We start from the raw sequence: 19,387 nt of genomic DNA, 5'->3' as shown, positions 1-19,387 counted from the left end.
AATATGGGACCTTAATCGCTTACTTGATCACTTAGTTTTTAGAATTTTGTCCAGTTGCTGTTGGACGGCGCGCCCGATTTTAAAAGGAAATTTTCTCCAGTAATCATAAAATTGAGTTTCGGTTTGGAACTTTCCGTTGCCCATTTTTAAATCGTCGATGCTCATCACTGCGCCAATGTATTCTCTCGTTGTCGACGAGCGTTTCTTTGATCCGATTTTCCATGATTCAGTTACAATGATTTCTAAATCATCGATTCGAGATAAAGATTCTTTGTTGAGCGTGTATATTGCAATTATATCTATGTGCTTTGCGTAATCATTGAAAGGTCGAAACGTGCCGGGCCACTTTAATGTTGGATATCTGAAGTAAGTATTTCCTGTAAATAGTGTTATTCGGCTTTTTGTTTGTTTTTTGCTATTCGCGCGTCGCGCAACCTTTATGTCAACGGCGTAAAACTCGTCACCAAAAACTGGTCCTGATAGCTCAATATCAGGATAGCCGCGTTCTGAACCGCGCTGAGCCTCAGCCTCGCTCAGCTTGGCTACTTTGTTCAGCAGAAAGTCAACAATTGATACCTCAAGCACGTTTGCTAGTGCCGCAGGTTCTGTAGGCAATGGGAGGAAGTGTCCACTCCGCTCAAGCTTATCTATTAGTTCAGATTCGGTGTTAGCGGTGAGTGGCCATTGCTTCGATGAGCCAGTCCTATAAACTGCAATCGGTTCAAGTTCATAGGCTGCGCATTCTTTGGCGAGCCAGTCAACTGGGGAAATTGAGGCCGTCATTTTGCCGAGCCTGCTGATTTTGAAGTTTTTTCAGACAATTCGGTTCTCTCCAGAATGTCCCCAGGATTACAGTCCAAAACCTCGCATAGTCGGTCAATGACGTCCAAGGTTGGGTTGTAGTCTGGGCGTGCGCCAATGCTTTGAATGGTCGATAGAGAGATTCCACTAAGTGCTGCGATTTGACCATAGGTGATGCGATTTCCCGTTCTTACGGTGTACGCATTAATTGCTTCGCGTAATCTGACTCGGATCACAGCCATAGTGAATTGTATTGACAGTACAATTTTCTCTCTCTAGTATCTACATATTGTCGCATGATATTAATGTGCCGCTTTATATAGAATTCTAAGAGGTCAAGATGCTTCGTGCAATCAGCTTATATACAGGTGTAGGTGGCCTCGACTTTGGATTGGAAGCTGCTGGGTTTCGAACGGCGGTCGCTGTCGAGATGGATGCCGTCGCGTGTCGAACGCTCAGGTTCAATCGGGATTGGCCCGTTCTTGAGGGCGATATTCACGGAATTACATCGGCTGAGATATTGGAGGTTGCCAATTTGAGGCCCAAAGAGGCTGATATTTTGGTGGGGGGGCCCCCATGTCAGCCTTTTTCTAAATCGTCTTATTGGATCAGTGGTGATGCACGACGTTTGGATGATCCGCGATCAGGAACACTGGAAGCTTATCTCCGTGTTTTGAAGGATACATTGCCCCGTGCGTTTCTACTGGAAAATGTTCATGGGCTGGCATTTAAGTCGAAAGACGAAGGATTACGCTACCTGCTTTCTGGCATTCAAAAAATTAATCGAGAAACTGGTTCAAATTATGTGGTGGAATGGAAGGTTATTAATGCGGCTCATTATGGTGTTCCGCAGTTAAGAGAGCGCGTTTTCCTTGTCGGAAGCCGCGATGGTGTCTCGTTCAACTTTCCTAACGCGACACATGGCCCGATCGACCAAATTACAGACAATTCTGATTCTCGAGAACCTTTCCGAACCTCATGGGATGCGATAGGCGATTTGCCTGCTGAGCCGAACGATTCGACTGTTTCGGTTGGAGGGAAATGGGCTGACTTACTGCCTACAATACCAGAAGGGGAAAATTATCTTTGGCACACTCCTCGGGGCGGTGGAGAGCCGCTGTTCGGTTGGCGGACTCGATATTGGAGTTTCTTACTCAAGTTAGCTAAGAATAAACCTTCTTGGACGATCCAAGCGCAGCCCGGTTCAGCAATTGGGCCGTTCCATTGGAGAAATCGAAAGCTAACCTCAGCGGAGCTTTGTCGACTGCAGACTTTTCCCGACGGAATAAAATTTGATTGTGGTCGGACCGATATCCAAAAAATGTTGGGTAACGCTGTCCCATCTCTAGTTGGCGAAGTACTTGGATTGGCGATTCGGGAACAGCTGTTGGCGAATGCCAAGAGCGAGCACTCGATATCTCTATTGCCACCAGTTAGGCCGTTTTGTCCCTCTCCAGAGCCTTTGGCGTTTGTGCAAGAAAAATATTCTTCGCTAATTGGGAATCATGCTGATCACCCTGGGGAGGGAAAGGGGGTCCGAGCGCTTCAAAACTCCCAAGCCGTTACTGGCATTTAATTTGGATTTTGAAGTTGGGGGCTCCCACATAATTCGTTCTTGATGGACACCATGTCATCAGTTGGATAAGCAATCCAGATTGATTACCACCCATTCCGCCGGTCCCACCGGGCGATGATCTCGTCCGAGCCTTCCTCAAACACTTCGTAATTTTCATACGCCGCAACCGTCATGCAGACATGGTTCGGCAGGACGCGGACGCGGGCGCCGATGGGGAGCGTTTCGTACAGCGCCGGGTCGGGCAGGTGGACTTCGCCGTGCTCCTGATGCGTGCCCCGGATGGTGAGGCCGTGCAGCGGTTTGCCGGTCTCCAGATCCGACAGCAGGCCGAAACCCATATCGCCATCCTTGCCGAGGGCTTCGGTCGAGCGGTCCTTGGAGAGGGCGATGCCGCCTGCATCAAGGATCAGGGTGCCGCGTGCCTTGTTGTGGGAGATCACGCTGGCGACGACGGAGGCGGCAATGTCGTCCATGCCGTGGCTGCCGATACCGGCCTGAAACAGATCGCCGAGGGTATAGACGCCGGGGCGCATTTCGGTGACGCCTTCCAGATGGTCGGCATAAAGCGCTGTCGGTGTCGAGCCGACGCTGACGATGGGGCAGTCGATGCCGTCCGACCGGATCAGCTCCGCTGCCGCGACGGCTGCGTCCCGCTCGGCACTGGCGACGGCTTGCATGTCTTCCGGCGCGCGGCCGTGATAGGAATGGCCGGCATGGGTCATCACGCCGGCGAGGCGGGAACGCGGGGACCTGTCGAGAATGCGGGCGATGGCGATGAGCCGGTCATTGTCCTGGTCCACACCGGTCCGGTGCTCGCCGCAATCAATCTCGATCAGAGCCGCGTGGCTGCCCGGATGGGCGGCGATGGCCTCCGCTACCTCCACACTGTCGATCAGGATCTTCAGGTCGGCGCCCTGGGCGGTCAGCGCGGCGGCGCGGTCCAGTTTCGAGGGCGGGATGATGACCGCATAGACGATGTCGGCAAAGCCGTGTTCGAACAGATACTCCGCCTCGGCCAGCGTCGAGACCGTAACGCCGCCGGTCTTGCCCGTCTGATCAGTCTGGCCCGCCGTTGCGATCTTGGCGATCTCCGCCGATTTTCCGGTCTTCATGTGCGGGCGCAGGGCGATGCCAAGTGCGGCGGCACGGGCGCTCATGCGGGCGCAATTGCGCTCCACCCGGCTCTTATCAAGGATCAGGCAAGGGGTCTGGAGATCGGAGAGTTTCATTCTGGCTCGCGGAGGTTGGTGTCGGCGGAGGGGCACCCTAGTGCCCGAGCTGGTCGTGCGGCAAGCCTATGCAGCGGCTGCGTCTTTGCGTTTCTTCAGTTTATGCCCAACCTCGACGATGGCGTGGATCGCAGGAACCAGTTCCAGGCCAAGATCCGTCAGCGCGTATTCGACGGACGGCGGGGAGGTCGGCTTCACCGTGCGGGAGATGACGCCGTGCTGCTGCAGATCCTTCAGCCGTGCCGTCAGCATTTTTGACGAGACTTCGGGGATATCCGCCTTCAACTCGCTGAAGCGGCGTGGGGCCTTGCTGAGGTACCAGATCACGTTTGGCGCCCAAGCGCTGGAGATAATGCTGAGGCAGGTTCCGAGTGGGCACTCCTCTGGAGGCAGGGCGACCGTGTTCTTCCGCATTTTCAGGGCCATGGCGGGATTACCTTCCGGTGTGCTGGTTACCAAGCCGTAACAGAATAATGAACTTACCAAAAGTAACTTGATTTACAATTGTTATCAGTATCCTTACGTGATGAGCGTCATCGCAGCAGAAGGAGCGCAGAATGACCTTCACCCAAGACGCCACTGCCCGCCTGGGCATTCGACACCCAATCATCCAGGGGCCGTTCGGCGGAGGTCTTTCGACCGTCGAGCTTGCGGCGACGGTTTCCAACATGGGCGGGCTTGGATCCTACGGAGCGCATATCACCGCACCGGAAGAAATAGGGACACTCACCCGGGAACTTGCGGATGCCACCGACGCGCCTTTTGCGCTCAATCTCTGGGTTTCGGACCACGATCCGGGCGGGGAGCATCTGACCGATGAGGCGTTCGAGGAAGTCTATCCGGTCTTCGCACCCTATTTCGAAGAACTCGGCCTTGCCAAACCGACCCCGCCGGAACGTTTCCACCACCGCTTCGAGGACCAGATTGAAGCGTTGCTGGAAGCACGTCCCCCGGTGTTCAGTTTTGTTTTCGGTATTCCATCCCGCAACGTTCTGGAGGAATGCCGTCGCCTCGGCATTCTGACCATGGGCGCCGCCACGACGCTTGCGGAAGCGGAAGCGCTGGATGCGGCCGACGTCGATCTGATCGTCGCCACGGGGCTTGAGGCCGGTGGGCACCGTGTGTCTTTCCTGAAATCCTCAGAACAAAGCCTGACCGGCACTTTCTCGCTTACGCAGATCGCTGCATCCCATGTCGAGGCGCCTGTGATCGCTGCAGGCGGCATTGTTGACGGATGCGGAGTCCGCGCGGCGCTTATGCTTGGCGCCGGCGCGGCACAGATAGGCACCGCTTTCCTTGCCTGTGCTGAATCCGGCACCAATCAGGCGCACCGCGATATTCTCTTTACCGACGCCGCACGGGATACCGCTCTCACACGTTCCTATACTGGCCGCTTGGCCCGGGGCATCCGCAATCGCTGGATCAACGAGATGGCGGAGCGGGAGGCCGAACTCCCGCCGTTTCCGGTGCAGAGCTGGTTCTTTGGGGCGATCAAGGCGGCGGCGCTGAAGGCAGGGCGCGACGATCTGGTCTCGCTCTATGCCGGCCAGTCTGCACCGAACCTGAAACACCGCTCGGCCATCGCGTTGATGGATGAGTTGACCGGTGATCTCGAATCCGTCCGCGCTGCTTGAATTGTGCAGGACGTAACCACTGCCGGACCGTTTCACAAACCACGCCACTGTGCGGTACTGGTCTGGCGGCCCTTTATTCACAGGAGATGAAGATAATGAAGCTCTATTACATACCCGGCGCCTGCTCACTCGCCTCTCATATCGTGCTGCACGAAACCGGCGCGACTTTCGAGATCGAACGGGTTGACGGCGCTACCCATACAACAGAGACCGGCGCCGACTTCTACAAGGTTCATAGCAAAGGCTACGTGCCGGCGCTGCGGCTTGAGGATGGCGAATTGCTGACCGAAGGGCCTTCGATTATGCAATTCATCGCCGACAATTCCGGCAAGACTTCCTTGTCTCCGTCTCTCGGCAGCATTGCTCGTGCGAAGCTTCAGTCGGGGCTGAATTTCATCAGCACGGAACTGCACAAGTCCTTCAGCCCGCTGTTCAAGAAGGACTCAACCGAGGACGAGAAGACTGCAGCACGCAAAAAGGTCGCGTTGCGCCTGGATGACGTGGAAGCTGAATTGTCTGACGGCCGCGCTTTCTTCCTCGGTGAGGACTTCTCGATTGCCGACGCCTATCTTTTCACTGTTGCCAATTGGACCAAGCCGACCGGTCTCGGTCTTGGCGAGCGGCCTAACCTGATTGCCTATGTGGGCCGCGTCGCCGAGCGTCCGTCTGTGCAGGCAGCTTTGCTGGCAGAAGGTCTGATCAACAAGGCCGCCTGATCAGCCTTGAGGAACAATTGCGAAGGTCTCGTTGCTGATCCATCCGGTGGCGAGACCTTCCGCGCAATCGGGGCGTCCGCGCTCTATTTTAGGTGATGCCATCTACGGAGTTTTGTTTTCAGTCCAGTATGATATGGGTTTTACGGGATCGGGTTAGGCCTTCCGGATTCCGCGAATGAGAATTGACGTAAGATCGTTCGGAAGGCGTGGAAACAAGCCCGTGAATGCAGTCTGGGAAATGCGTGCGGATAAGGGCGGAAACTCAAATCCATGGCTGAGACGAAACTCAAGGAAGCGATAAGACTGCTTTACACCGGACGGAGCCGCAGGGCGGAGCTGTTCCGGTATGCGCTCATCGTGTTTGATGTTTTCACGATCGGCTTTTTTATCATCACAATCCCGATGACGCCGTCGACAAAGATATTCCTGATCGATATTGCGGTCGGATTGCTGATCTTCGGTGATTTCATGGCCCGGCTCTGGATTGCGCCGAATAAGGTTCGCATGCTGCGGCAAATCTACACGATTGCAGATATTTTCGTGATCCTGTCACTACTGCTGGCACCGATCTTCAGCCAGAGCTTCGCATTCCTGCGCATTCTCAGGGCGCTTCGGCTGCTGCATTCCTATCACGTTCTGCGCGACCTTCGATCCGAAACCCCTTTTTTCCGCCGAAATGAGGACGTCATCCTTGGTTCCGTCAATCTCGGCGTATTCGTCTTTTTTGTGACGTCGCTGGTGTTCGTGCTGCAGTTTGGCGCTAATCCGGGAATTGATGATTTCATTGCCGCGCTCTACTTCACCGTATCCGCGCTGACCACGACAGGGTTCGGCGATATCGTCCTGACCGGAACAGAAGGTCGACTGCTTGCGGTCGTCATCATGGTTGTCGGCGTTGCTTTGTTCCTGCGTCTGGCTCAAGCAATTTTCCGGCCGCAGAAAGTGTCCTACACCTGTCCGTCATGCGGCCTGAAGCGGCATGAGAAAGATGCAATTCACTGCAAGCATTGCGGAGAATCTCTGAAGATCGAAACAGAAGGCAGCGAATAGGCCGTCCCATGGATCGCCAACGCTGGTTTCCGGTGCGGTCAGCCGGCTAGCCGCTAATGATATCTTCGAAGGTCTCGTTGCTGATCCATCCGGTGGCGAGACCTTCTGCCCAGTCCGGGCGGCCGCGCTCCATGGCGAGAGTCGACATGTCCAGATGTGCGTAAGGAACGTGGCGGTGGGCGACGACCCAACCGGTGCCGCGCTTTTCCAGAATCGCGTAAGTGGCTTTCGGATTGCCAGCCTGAACCTTGTGGGGGAGCGGTTCCACGTCGATATAGGCGGGGCAGCCAACAGAGCCGGGATTGACGATCAGGCGGCCGTCCGGGAGGGTCACTGTCCGGGGCAGATGCGTATGGGCGCAGAGGATTAGCGGCTGTGTGATGCCTTGCGCGCGCGCTTCGATGTCGGTGAGTGTCGCGCTGCGGGTTCTCCCCTCCTGGGTCACCTGTTCCAGCCAGTAAGTGTTATCGTCTTCCGGCGTACCGTGGCAGAGAAATATTTCGTCGCGCCAGACCATGGTTGCCGGAAGCTCCCGTATCCAGTCGAGCGTTTCCGTTGCGAGTTGATCATAGGCGATGCGGTCCGACGTCCCCATATCCTCTGGTAACAGGTCAACGAGATAACGGTCGTGGTTGCCGCGGACCGAGACAGCGTTAATGCCACGCAGCAATTCCGCTGTTCCTTCTGCATCCAGCGGTCCGCTGAAGAAATCCCCGAGATTGACGACGTCTGAGATCCCCTCGGCAGCAATGTCGGCGAGGACCGCTTCAAGGGCGAGGCTGTTTCCATGGATATCGGCGATGGCGGCGAATTTCATGGTGTGATTGTATCGCACCTTGAATGAATCAGCCTAGGCTTTCTATCCGGACCCCGAATTCCAACCCAGCATCTTCCAGATACATCCAGAGATATTCGGCAAAGCTGGCGCGGACGAGGACGTCGTAGGTCGGCGTCTCGTCGGTCTGGTCGAACAGCACCGTGATGCGGCCGAGATGGCTTTGCACGCACTGGCCGGGGCCGAATTCGCGGGGATGCAGGTCGATGGCGCAGCCCTTTGTCATCACATCGCGGGCATGCCTGCCGGAGAGCCGGATCAGCGTGTAATGCTCGGTCACCTCCGTGACGGCGGCATGCTGCCCGGCGACGGCCTTCGTCAGTGTGGCGGCAAGCTCCGCATCGTCGCTATAGACCATCCATTCGTTCGGGCTGGTCCACAGCACGCGGGCTGTCTTCGAACTGGCGACGGTGCCGGGCTTCGCGGGCGGCTCGACACCGAGCGCTTTCTTGACGGCGGCTGTGAATTTCTTGTCGGACGGCTGGCCGCGCAGCACCAGTTTTGTCTGGTACGGGATTTCGGTCAGCGTGACGCCCGCATCCGACGGGCCGCCGATGACGATATCCAACGGGTCGAGCGCGGTGCGCGCGGTTAGGGTTTCAAGATCAGCCATTGATCCGCTCTCCTTCCAGATCAAAGAACCGGGGTTCGGTCACCGTGACCTTCACGACCTTGTCCTCAAGCGGGACATGCAGGGTCTGGCCGTGCCGGGCATGGCCGCCCTTGATCAGGGCCATGGCGATGGAACGGCCGCAATTCGGGCTGTAATAGCTCGACGTGACATGGCCGAGCATTTCCATCGGCGGCTGCGGTTTCAGTTTCTCCACCACATGGCCGCCTTCAGGCAACACGGTCTGCGGATCTTCCGTCAACAGGCCGACCAGTTGCTTGCGTTCCGGTGAGGACATCGACTCACGCTCAAGCGAGCGCTTGCCGACAAAGTCCGGCTTCTTCTTGGAGACGATCCAGTCCATACCGAGATCGAGCGGGTTCACCGTCCCGTCGGTTTCCTGTCCGACGATGATGAAACCCTTCTCGGCCCGCAGCACGTGCATGGTCTCGGTGCCGTAGGGCGTGATGTCGAACTCCTTGCCGGCCTCCATCAGCGCTTCCCAGAGCGCCAGCCCGTAGCGGGCCGGCACGTTGATCTCGAAGGACAGCTCGCCGGTGAAAGAGATCCGGTAGAGCCGCGCCGGGATGCCCGCGACGGTGCCTTCCTTCATCGACATGAAAGGGAAGGCCTCGGCGGAGAAATCGACGTCCTCGCAGAGCTTCTGCATGACGGCCCGGCTTTTTGGTCCGTTGATCGCCACCACGGACCATTGTTCGGTCACGCTGGAGAAGAAGACCTTCAGGTCCGGCCATTCAGTCTGGTGCCATTCCTCCAGCCAGGACAGCACGTTCGCCGCGCCGCCGGTGGTGGTGGTCATGTGATAGTGGTTTTCGCCGACACAGGTGGTGACGCCGTCATCCATGACCATACCGTCTTCCTTCAGCATCAACCCGTAACGGCAGCGGCCGACACCGAGCTTGAGCCAGGCGTTGGTGTAGATGCGGTTGAGGAACTCGGCGGCGTCCGGACCCTGGATGTCGATCTTGCCGAGTGTGGAGGCGTCGAGGATGCCGCAGCCGTCGCGCACAGCCTTGACCTCGCGGTCAATGGCTTGCCGGAAGGTCTCTCCCTGCTTCGGGAAATACCAGGCCCGCATCCACTGGCCGACATGCTCGAATTTCGCGCCGTTGGCACGTGCCCATTCGTCGATCCGGGTTTTGCGGATCGGCTCGAACAGTTTGCCCACATTCCGGCCCGTATAGGCGCCAATGGTCGCTGGCGTGTAGGGCGGGCGGAAGGTCGTGGTGCCGACCGCGGGAATGTCGGATGCCAACACGTCGGATAGAATAGCCAGCGCGTTGACGTTGGAGGTCTTGCCCTGATCAGTGCCCATGCCGGTGGTGGTGTAGCGCTTCAGATGCTCGACCGATCGATAACCCTCGCGGGCGGCGAGCTGCACATCGGCAGCGGTCACATCGTTCTGGAAATCGACGAAATGCTTGCCCTTGCGGCCAAGTTTGGCCTTGCCAGGTGCGATCCAGAGCGGGCGCAGACTGCCCTGTTCCGGCTCGGTGGCTTTCGGAGCGGCTGGTGCGCGGCCTTTCTGACCAGCTTCACGTGCGGCTTCGGCGCCGAGCTTGAGGCCTTCTTTCAAGCTGTCGGTGAGACCCATGGTGCCGTTGCAGGCACCGGCGCTGGCCAGAGCCTGGCTTGCCGTGCCGGGGATAAACGCCGCCATCTCCGGCTCCCAGGTCAGCTTGCCTTTGGACTGGGAGAACAGATGAACCGTCGGATTCCAGCCGCCGGACATGGCGATCAGGTCGCAACTGAGCGATTTGGCCGCGCCGGTGACACTGGTTCCATCCGCATCAAGCTGCATGACCTCCACACCGGACACCTTTTGCGTGCCCTGCACTGAGACGATGCCGTGATTTTCGTAGACGGTGATGCCCTTGGCCCGGACCGCATCGGCCAGAGGGCCGGTGACGGATTTGCGGACATCGACGATGGCTGCGACCCGGCCGTGCCCCTCTTCAAGGGCGAGGGCGGTGCGGTAGGCATCGTCGTTATTGGTGAAGATCACCGCCTTGCGACCCGGCAGCACGCCGTACCGGTTAACGTATGTGCGCACAGCAGAGGACAGCATGACGCCCGGCCGGTCATTGTCCGTGAAGACCAGCGGCCGTTCGAGGGCGCCGGTCGCCAGTACCACGCGTTTCGCCCGGATTTTCCACAGCCGTTGGCGCGGGGTGTGTTCCGGCGCCGCGCCAAGATGGTCGCTGACCCGCTCAAGGCCGGTCAGGTAGTTGTGATCATAATAGCCGGTGATGGTGCAGCGTCTGACCAGAGTGACCTCCGGCATCGCTTCCAGCTCCGCCACGGTCTCTTCGACCCAGCGTGCTGGCTCCTTGCCGTCGATTTCGCAGTCGGTCTCGGACAGCAGTGAGCCGCCCCAGTCCGCCGTCTCGTCCGCCAGGATTACTCGGGCGCCGGTCTTGCCTGCTGCAAGTGCTGCCGCGAGACCAGCGGGACCGCCGCCGACGATCAGAACGTCGGCGTGGGCATGGACTTTCTCGTAGCGGTCGGGATCGCGATCCGGCGGCGCTTTGCCGAGACCGGCGGCATGCCGGATCACATGCTCGTATTTCAGCCAGAGAGAGGCCGGCCACATGAAGGTCTTGTAATAGAAGCCCGCCGGGAACAGCCGGTGGAAGACGGAGTTGATGGCGCCGACATCGAATTTCAGGTTCGGCCAGCGGTTCTGGCTGGCGGCTTCCAGGCCGTCGAAGATCTCGATCTGCGTTGCCCGCAGGTTCGGCTCTGACTTGTTGCCGGTTCCGAGCTGGGTCAAGGCATTGGGCTCTTCCGACCCGGCGGCGAGGATGCCGCGCGGACGGTGATATTTGAAGCTGCGGCCGATCAGGTGGACGCCGTTGGCGATCAGGGCGGAGGCGAGCGTATCGCCCTCATATCCCTCGTAACTCTTGCCGTCGAAGGTGAAACGGACCGGCTTGGAGCGGTCGATACGACCCTTGTCGCGGATTCGGAAAGACTGCCCGCTCATATGCCTGATACTCCGGCTTTGGCGTTCTTCTCAGCCGCGCTTTTACGGCGCCAGCTCTCTTCATAGGCCTTGATGCCCTCAGGGCTCTTCGGCAGCTCGCCCATCGGATAGACCTCGATGATCTCGTCGGTGGCAGTGTTCCGCACCACGTTGAACCACTGCCGGCACCCGGCGCTGTGGGACCAGCGCTCCAGGAATGGTCCCTTGGCGTTTTGCTTCAGGAACAGATACTCCGCCCATTCCGCGTCGTTCAACTTTTCCGGCGCGGCCGGGCGCAGGATGTGCGCTTCGCCGCCATAGTGGAACTCGTTGTCGTCGCGCGGTCCGCACCAGGGACAGGTGATCTTCAGCATGTTGTGTCTCCCTAGTGCGCGACGCCGGCGGCACCGTGCTCGTCTATCAGGTAGCCGGTCTCGAACCGTTTCAGGCTAAATGGCGCGGCGATGGCGTTAGGCGCGTCCTTGGCGATCAGGTCGGCGAAGACATGGCCGGAACCCGGCGTTGCCTTGAAGCCGCCGGTACCCCAGCCGCAATTGAAATAGAGACCGTCGACGGGCGTCTTTGAAATGATCGGTGAGGCGTCCGGGCAGGTGTCGACGATGCCGCCCCAGGTCCGCAGCACCCGCAGACGCGAGACGATGGGATACAGCTCAACCGCAGCCGCCAGCAGGCTTTCCACCGTCGGAATGCTGCCGCGCTGGCTGTAGGAGTTGTAGGCATCGACACCCGCACCAAACACCAGCTCGCCCTTGTCGGACTGGCTGATATACATATGCACGGCGTTCGACATCACGACCGTGTCGATGCAAGGCTTGATCGGCTCGGAGACAAGCGCCTGCAACGGGCGGGAGTCGATCGGCAGGTTCAGCCCGGCCATGGAGGCGACGACACCGGAATGACCGGCGGTAACAACACCGACCTTCTTCGCCTTGATGGTACCGCGACTGGTCTCGATGCCGGTAACCTTGCCGCCGTCGCGCAGGATACCGGTGACCTCGCAATTCTGGATGATGTCGACGCCGAGATCGTCGGCCGCACGGGCATAGCCCCAGGCCACGGCATCGTGCCGGGCTGTCCCGCCTCGGCGCTGGATGAAGCCGCCCATCACCGGGTAGCGAATGCCGGGATTGGTATCGATGATTGGCACCAGTTGCTTGATCTGGGCCGGGCTCATCACTTCGCTGTCGATGCCGTTCAGGCGGATGGCCTCTACCCGGCGGCGCATTTCCTTCAGCTCATGTTCCGAATGCGCTAGCGTCAGCACGCCGCGCTGGGAGAACATGACGTTGAAATTCAGCTCCTGGCTCATGCCTTCCCAGAGCTTCAGCGCGTGCTCATAGATTCCCGCGCTTTCGTCCCAGAGATAGTTGGAACGGATGATGGTGGTGTTCCGGCCGGTATTGCCGCCGCCGACCCAGCCCTTTTCGACCACGGCGATATTCTTGATGCCGTGTACGGAGGCGAGGTAGTAGGCGGTCGCGAGGCCATGGCCACCGCCGCCGACAATGATCACGTCGTACTCGGGCTTCGGTTCCGGCGAACGCCAGGCCTTTTGCCAGTTCTCGTGATAGCTGAGCGCGTTGCGCGCCAGTGCGAAGATCGAGTAGCGGGACGACCCGCCCCTCAGTGCCCGCATGCCGTTCGCGGAACCTTTCATCGCCATGCCCCCATAGGACCTAAATAATGCCAGAATGATCCGGACGGTAATCGCAGCTGTCCAGCCCCTGTTGTTCCGGCCCGACCTGCGGTGACGCCACTGGAACAGGCCGGACGGGTTCTTTTACTCCAGAGCCGGGATGTTCAGAGATTCGGAATGTAATCCGCTGTGTCCGGTCGCTTGTCTGGATTAGAATGCAGGTCGATCACCATCAGCATGTCATGCCCGTCGATTTTGTCGCGAATTGGCAGACGGAGGCAGCAAATTCCGTATGTCCGATTGCGCCAGATGAAACGGTTCTCATGAATTGTGGGTTTTCCTGACGTCAGACATTGCCGACTTTGCTGAATCAGAGCGGTGGCATAATCCCGATAAGGCATGTCGCCGATCCGCGTGCCTGTAAGATCCGTGCCTCCCTTGTTCGCGGCAATAACCGCATAAATCCGGTAGATGAAATCAGCACAATCATCGACAGGATCCAGCAGAGAAATGCGGCCCATCAGCGTACCGAAACTCTCCGGCGGAAAGTGTGCACGCAAAGGCAGCCCCTCTCCGGTCCAGCTTTCCCAGCGCTCCAGCATGTGAAGGGCTGGCCGCACCGCGGGAGTGTCGCGCGAAAGCTCGATAGCGGATATCAACCCGCCGCGCCTCGTGCCATCTAGGTTCGGGACGAGACGGTCTTCATCAGACATATCCATCAATTGGTTAGTTCAGACGAAACTTTCGCTTCAGGCCCTCATGGAAAAGCCGTTCAGCATGGTCAGAAGGCGTTGCTACACCCACCGGGTTATCCGCGTACCAGTCCCGATAATCGGCAAGTCGGACAGGGTTCAGGAATTCCTGGCAACCGTGGCCGCGGTTGGCGGCCTTGAAGCGCAGGATATCATCGAATGTGACGCCGGTTACCTCGACCTTTTGAACCAGGCCGCCAGCGTCAAAGCCGAGCACGATGCGATTGAGATAAGGATATTGCGCTTCCGCCAGCATCATCGCCATCCCGCCGTTGCCGTTAGGCGCCGCGTAGATCCAGCACCCGACATGGGTCCACTGCTGATGCAGCATACGCAAGACGGAGTCACGCGACCCGGATGCCGCCTCGCCAGTGCGGCCGAAGCGGATAGCGACAGGATCGTTGATGGCGGCCTCGATGTCCTGAAGCCGGGCGCCGCTCTTGGCGGCCGAAGCAAAGTCCAGCAGCAGTTTCTTGACGATCTCATGATCGGTCGTGTCCAACTCCATTTTCGGCTCGGAATCGGGCACCATCACAAGGTCGACCACTGGAGCATCCAGAGCCTGCCAGTCGGCGGCAAGCTCCTCGGAAAGCGGGATGGCGTCGGGATCCTTACAGCCGTCTCGGTCAACCGGTGAAAGTGCGGTCAACAGGCCGGTCGGTCTGGCCGTTAAATAGGTGGCAACCGCCGCATCAAAGCGGCTGAAGTTCTGACGTAGAGCGCCATAGAATGCGATGCAGGCGCGGCCTGCCTGCTGTTGTGCGGCGACGGCTTCTTCGCTTGTTTCCTGACGTGCTACCGATTGCGACTGCAGGGCGTCATGGGCAGCCCGAATGCCGGTTGCGTCGGACGGCCCGACAGAGTCGATTCTGCGTATCAGCCATCCGCCTGAATCGGCTGGCAAAGCGCCGGGGGCAGTGAGTATCTGTCCGGCATTCTTGCCACGTGAAAGGACGTCGGAGAAGAGCAGGGAGGCGGAGGTTCGCGCCCGGATGCTGAGCTGCTGAAAATCAGATGAACCGCTGGAAACCCGGACCATCGTGCCGCCTTCTGTCAACGGGATATCATTCTCGCTGCGTGAGGTTTCGGCGGATTGAGGGGAGATGGCGGCTGCCAGTCCCGCAACCGAAATCCCGGTCGATTGACCCAGAAGCGTTTCTACGTGTTCAAGCAGGGGCATGGAGAATACGGGCTCTGCGGACACGGTCATGGAGCGCGAAGGAATTTTGCCGCCGACAAGAAGGACCGGATCACCAGTGAGCCGGGTGCCATCCCGCAGCGACAATGCGCTACTGTCTGCAGTCAGCGTTCCGGGCAGATTGCCGGAGGTATCCATGTACGTGGCGGCAATCGCCAGTGTCCGGTCGACCACAAAATCACAGCAGAACTTTGCAATCCCGGTTTTCTCTGCTGCGGCAGGGGCCGAAACGGTTACCTCTTCGGAGAGATAGCAATCCTCGAAGTGTCCGGCTATCTCCGGGCAGGCTACAGATCCACCGCTAGGCACGACAGTGATACCGAGGGTCGGGGATGTTTCCGACAAGCACCATGCGAACAGCGCTGGACCGCCCACCAGGAGCACCGCGATTGCGGCTGCGACTCCGCGTAACGCACGCTTCGAGCGCTGTTGCGGTTTGGACCCGTCGGCCGACCTGTTGGCCGACGGGTCCTTCGTGGCGGAAAGCTCTGGCTTGGGCGGTTGTTCTTTGTTGCTGCCGGTTTCTGATGCAGCTTCTTTGCTTGCTGCAACAGGCTTCTTTTCCTCGGACGCGTTGGCGTCTTCGCTCTCAGAAGCTGTAGTTTCCGGTTGGTTGGCGTTTGACGTCTTTTTGGGATTCTTCTTACCGTCGGGATTGTCAGGTGCCGACATATTGAAACTCCAAATGCAAAACGCTTGAAGCGACGATAAGCGAAAATAGCGGGAAATAGCAACTTGTTGGGATGCTTGGCGAATGACCGGCTGGCTTGGGCGCTTCCGGTAGTGCTTGTTGGTCGCGAATGTGGCAGCCACCAATACGTTACCATACGCGGCTGTCGAGGGTGACGGAGTTTGAATGATAGAAGTCTTGGAAAAACAAGAAAAAGGGCCGGCAAAAAGCCAGCCCTTTCCAATTGATCTTTCGCTTAACGTCAGGCGACGGCCTGGCCTTCCTTGCGCAGATGGTCGAGCGCACGGTCAAGGCCGCGCCTGAAGCATGCGAACATTTCGTCGATCTGGGGTTCGGTGATGATCAATGGCGGGCAGAAGGCGATGCTGTCGCCGACGGCTCGGAGCATCAGGCCTTCCTCGGTCGCCAGATTGGCGATCATCGGGCCGACGCCGGCGGATGCTTCGAACGGCTTCTTCGTGCTCTTGTCCTGCATCACCTGGATGGCACCGAGAAGGCCTACACCGCGGGCTTCGCCAACCAGCGGATGGTCGGCGAAAGAACGGATGCCCTTCTGGAAGTGAGGGGCAACATCCTGCACCTTGCCGACGATGTTTTCCTCGTCGTAGATCTTCATCGTCTCGAGGGCGACGGCGGCACAGACCGGGTGGCCGGAATAGGTGTAGCCATGGCCGAAGGCGCCGAGTTCGGCGCTGGCTTTCTTCACCGGCTCGTAGACTTTGTCGTTGATGATGGTCGCGGAGATCGGCAGGTAGCTGGAAGACAAGGCCTTCGCGCAGACCAGAATGTCCGGTTTCATGTCGAAGGTCTCGGAACCCCAGTAATTGCCGGTCCGTCCGAACCCGCAGATCACTTCGTCGGCAACGAACAGAATGTCGTACTTGTTGAGGACCTTCTGGATCTTCTCGAAATAGGTTTTCGGCGGAACGATGACGCCGCCAGCACCCATCACGGGCTCTGCCCAGAAGGCGGCTACTGTGTCCGGGCCTTCTTCGACGATCAGGTTCTCAAGGTTCTCAGCGAGACGGGTCGCGAAGTCTTCCTCGCTCTCACCCGGCTTGCATTGTGAATAATGGTGCGGCTCGTCCGTATGGATGAAGTTTTCAAGTGGCGCGTCGAAGCCGCGATGGTTCATCGAGCGGCCGGTCAGGCTTGCTGCCGCCAGCGTGATCCCGTGATAGCCGTTCACACGACCGATGATCTTCTTCTTGTGATGCCGGCCGAGTGCATTGTTGAAATACCAGACGATCTTGATCGCGGTGTCGTTCGCTTCCGAGCCGGAATTGTTGAAGAACACCTTGGACATCGGCACAGGCATCTTGGAGATCAGCTTCTCAGCGAGGTCGATGCTCGGCAGGTGCGCCTTGTGCGCAAAGGTATGATAGTAGGGCAGGGTATCGAACTGCTTCATGGCAGCCTGTTTCAGGCGCTCTGAATTGAAGCCGAGGGAGGTCGACCAGAGGCCAGCCATGCCTTCGATATATTTCTTGCCGGCATCATCATAGACGTAGATGCCTTCCCCGCGTTCGATGATCATCGGGCCCTTTTCTTCATGAGCCTCGAAGTTCGTGTAGGGGTGAAGCACATAAGCGACGTCGCGCGCCGCCGGTGAATTCGGCTGAAAAGTCATAGCGATTCTCCTTCGGGAACGGCGCTGAACAGGCCGTGGGGACTGAAGAGCAGCATAGCACGCCAATTTGGCTTGAAAAGCCAGTCCGCGATCCGTAACAGGAAACGAATCGGCGAACTCTATTACCTATGCTGCACTGCACTGAAGCATAGGTAATATGCGAGCTATGCTATTTCGCGTTGTGCGTTTCGGCGCTGTTTTTCTAAGGGTTCCCTAGGCATCAATGTCATTGACGCCACCAAAGCGAGAGGGTTTTATGCATTGATCCCGGCCACTCGTTTCTGCCGGGCCGCGCCCTTATCGAGATCTCGAAAGTTACAGAAGGGTCTGCATCGGGCGCGACAGAGGCATCATTGGGGAGCTTTTCATGCGTAAAGCATTCACCGCCCTTGCGGTCGCGGCAGCTGTTGTCGCTTCCGGAGGTTTCGCCGAGGCGAAGACCTTTAAATGGGGATTCCAAACAGATACGACAACTCTTGATCCACATGCCCACAACGTGACCTTTTCCCTCGGTTTCCTCGGAAACATCTACGAGGGCCTGGTCCGTCGTGACGCGGATCTCAAGTTCGAGCCGGGTCTTGCGACCAAGTGGGAAAACCTTGAGCCGACCCGCTGGCGGTTCCATCTCCGCAAAGGCGTCAAGTTCCACAACGGAAATGACTTCAACGCGGACGACGTCCTGTTCTCTTTCGAGCGGACGAACAACGAGGACGCGAACCTGCGCGGCCGCGTTGTCGGTATCACCGAAGTCATCAAGGTTGACGACCACACCGTTGATTTCATCACCGCGAAGCCGAATCCCATTATCTATTACGAGTGGGACACATGGTTCATCATGGACAAGGAGTGGTCAGAGGCCAATGGCGCGACCACCCCGACGAACACGTCCACGGGTGTCGAGAGCTACGCGGCTCACCACGAAAACGGTACCGGTGCGTTCACCATCACGGAACGTCAGACCGACGTGAAAACCGTCATGGTGCCGTTCAAGGACTGGTGGGACAAGCCGCAGCACAACCTGACCGAAGTCATCATGACCCCGATCGGCCAGGACGCGACCCGCGTCGCAGCACTGCTGTCCGGCGAAGTCGACATGGTCTATCCGGTGCCGGTGCAGGACATCAAGCGGGTGAACAGCAACGACGGCACCAGCGTGCTGGTCGGCCCGGAGCTGCGCACCATCTTCCTGTTCTTCGATATGTTCCGTGACGAGTTGCTCTATTCCAACGTCAAGGGCAAGAACCCGTTCAAGGACCTTAAGGTCCGTCAAGCCGTGTATCACGCGATCGATATCGAGGCGATCAAGAAGAAGATCATGCGTGGTCTCTCTGATCCGTCCGCGATCATGATCTCGCCGAAGCTGTTCGATAAGTCCGAAGGCTTCCAGCGTCTGCCGTACGATCGGAACAAAGCTAAGGCTCTATTGGCCGAGGCCGGTTATCCGGACGGGTTCGAAACCCGGATGGATTGCCCGAACGACCGCTATGTCAACGACGAGCAGATCTGTCAGGCTATCGTCTCCATGCTTGCCAAGGTCGGTATCAAGTCTTCCCTGGTAGCGCAGCCAAAGGCGAAGTATTTCGCGGCTATCAATCCGAAGGGCGGCAGCGATTACGCGTTCGGCCTGCTGGGTTGGACGCCGGGCAGCTTCGACTCCTGGAACGTTCTGTTCAACCTGCTGAACACGCCGACGCCGGAAGAAGGCCGTGGCCCGTATAACTACTCTGGCTACAGCAATGCACGGGTCGACGAGTTGACCGATATGATCGGTGTCGAAACGGACAAGGCAAAGCGCGATGCGATGATCGAGGAAGCCTTCAAGATCTCGACATCCGAAGTTGCCACCGTTCCGCTGCACCAGCAGGCGCTCGCCTGGGGCAAGAACGATAAAGTCGAACTGAGGCAGCGTGCTGACAATCAGTTCCGCTTCTACTACGTAAACGTGAAGTAATTCACGGACGCCTGGTGAGGGCCGGTCTCAGGACCGGCCCCTGCCTTTTGAGAGATCTGCTAACCTGTCGG

The 19,387-nt window shown here is 58.2% G+C and carries 16 protein-coding genes; 5 read left to right on the top strand and 11 right to left on the bottom strand.

Annotated features, from left to right (window positions below; genetic code table 11):
* Nucleotides 1–27: 27 nt before the first annotated feature.
* Nucleotides 28–783 carry a type II restriction endonuclease gene (locus tag ABJ076_RS09750; protein ID WP_348193857.1) on the bottom strand — a complete coding sequence of 252 codons (756 nt, stop codon included), beginning with the start codon at nt 781–783 and terminating at the stop codon, nt 28–30.
* A gap of 358 nt (nt 784–1,141) precedes the next feature.
* On the opposite strand from ABJ076_RS09750, the gene ABJ076_RS09745 reads away from it, so the two are divergent.
* Nucleotides 1,142–2,377, top strand: a complete 1,236-nt coding sequence (locus ABJ076_RS09745) for a DNA cytosine methyltransferase (protein WP_348193859.1) — start codon at nt 1,142–1,144, stop codon at nt 2,375–2,377.
* A gap of 83 nt (nt 2,378–2,460) precedes the next feature.
* On the opposite strand, the gene ABJ076_RS09740 is transcribed toward ABJ076_RS09745, so the two are convergent.
* A complete protein-coding gene (locus ABJ076_RS09740) occupies nt 2,461–3,606 on the bottom strand; it encodes an alanine racemase (RefSeq protein ID WP_348193861.1) in 1,146 nt (381 codons plus the stop codon).
* 66 nt (nt 3,607–3,672) lie between these two features.
* Nucleotides 3,673–4,032: a helix-turn-helix domain-containing protein gene (locus ABJ076_RS09735; RefSeq protein WP_348193863.1), complete on the bottom strand. Its 360-nt coding sequence runs from the start codon at nt 4,030–4,032 to the stop codon at nt 3,673–3,675.
* Between the two features lie 131 nt (nt 4,033–4,163).
* Between ABJ076_RS09735 and ABJ076_RS09730 the strand changes: the two genes are divergently transcribed.
* The 3 genes from ABJ076_RS09730 to ABJ076_RS09720 all read left to right on the top strand — a co-directional run bounded on the left by ABJ076_RS09730 (nt 4,164) and on the right by ABJ076_RS09720 (nt 7,006).
* A complete protein-coding gene (locus ABJ076_RS09730) occupies nt 4,164–5,240 on the top strand; it encodes a nitronate monooxygenase (RefSeq protein WP_348193865.1) in 1,077 nt (358 codons plus the stop codon).
* Between the two features lie 95 nt (nt 5,241–5,335).
* The gene (gene gstA / locus ABJ076_RS09725) at nt 5,336–5,956 is read left to right on the top strand and encodes a glutathione transferase GstA (RefSeq protein ID WP_348193867.1); all 621 of its coding nucleotides are present in this window, start codon (nt 5,336–5,338) and stop codon (nt 5,954–5,956) included.
* Between the two features lie 270 nt (nt 5,957–6,226).
* A complete protein-coding gene (locus ABJ076_RS09720) occupies nt 6,227–7,006 on the top strand; it encodes a potassium channel family protein (RefSeq protein WP_348193869.1) in 780 nt (259 codons plus the stop codon).
* Between the two features lie 46 nt (nt 7,007–7,052).
* Here the strand turns inward: ABJ076_RS09720 and ABJ076_RS09715 are convergent, their stop codons facing one another.
* The 8 genes from ABJ076_RS09715 to ABJ076_RS09680 form a co-directional block, all read right to left on the bottom strand.
* Nucleotides 7,053–7,823, bottom strand: a complete 771-nt coding sequence (locus ABJ076_RS09715; protein WP_348193871.1) for a metallophosphoesterase family protein — start codon at nt 7,821–7,823, stop codon at nt 7,053–7,055.
* Nucleotides 7,824–7,851: 28 nt separating this feature from the next.
* On the bottom strand, nt 7,852–8,454 hold the full coding sequence (locus ABJ076_RS09710; protein WP_348193873.1) for a sarcosine oxidase subunit gamma family protein: 603 nt from the start codon (nt 8,452–8,454) through the stop codon (nt 7,852–7,854).
* Nucleotides 8,447–11,458 (bottom strand): sarcosine oxidase subunit alpha, encoded by a 3,012-nt coding sequence (locus ABJ076_RS09705; protein ID WP_348202557.1) that lies wholly within the window; start codon nt 11,456–11,458, stop codon nt 8,447–8,449. The genes ABJ076_RS09710 and ABJ076_RS09705 overlap by 8 nt, the downstream gene beginning before the upstream one ends.
* Complete coding sequence (locus ABJ076_RS09700; RefSeq protein WP_348193877.1) at nt 11,455–11,811, bottom strand: sarcosine oxidase subunit delta; 357 nt, start codon at nt 11,809–11,811, stop codon at nt 11,455–11,457. The genes ABJ076_RS09705 and ABJ076_RS09700 overlap by 4 nt, the downstream gene beginning before the upstream one ends.
* Before the next feature lie 11 nt (nt 11,812–11,822).
* Nucleotides 11,823–13,094 carry a sarcosine oxidase subunit beta family protein gene (locus ABJ076_RS09695; RefSeq protein WP_348193953.1) on the bottom strand — a complete coding sequence of 424 codons (1,272 nt, stop codon included), beginning with the start codon at nt 13,092–13,094 and terminating at the stop codon, nt 11,823–11,825.
* A 164-nt stretch (nt 13,095–13,258) separates the two neighbouring features.
* A complete protein-coding gene (locus tag ABJ076_RS09690; protein WP_348193879.1) occupies nt 13,259–13,813 on the bottom strand; it encodes a hypothetical protein in 555 nt (184 codons plus the stop codon).
* Between the two features lie 7 nt (nt 13,814–13,820).
* Entirely contained in the window at nt 13,821–15,716 is a 1,896-nt protein-coding gene (locus ABJ076_RS09685) for a hypothetical protein (RefSeq protein WP_348193881.1), read from the bottom strand.
* 260 nt (nt 15,717–15,976) lie between these two features.
* Complete coding sequence (locus ABJ076_RS09680) at nt 15,977–17,365, bottom strand: aspartate aminotransferase family protein (RefSeq protein WP_348193883.1); 1,389 nt, start codon at nt 17,363–17,365, stop codon at nt 15,977–15,979.
* A gap of 367 nt (nt 17,366–17,732) precedes the next feature.
* Between ABJ076_RS09680 and ABJ076_RS09675 the strand changes: the two genes are divergently transcribed.
* Nucleotides 17,733–19,316, top strand: coding sequence for an ABC transporter substrate-binding protein (locus ABJ076_RS09675; RefSeq protein ID WP_348193885.1), 1,584 nt, complete (start codon nt 17,733–17,735; stop codon nt 19,314–19,316).
* Nucleotides 19,317–19,387 lie beyond the last annotated feature (71 nt).

This window comes from Nisaea sp., from assembly GCF_039990255.1.
Taxonomy (GTDB): Bacteria; Pseudomonadota; Alphaproteobacteria; order Thalassobaculales; family Thalassobaculaceae; genus Nisaea.
This window is presented reverse-complemented; position numbering and strand designations above follow the sequence as displayed.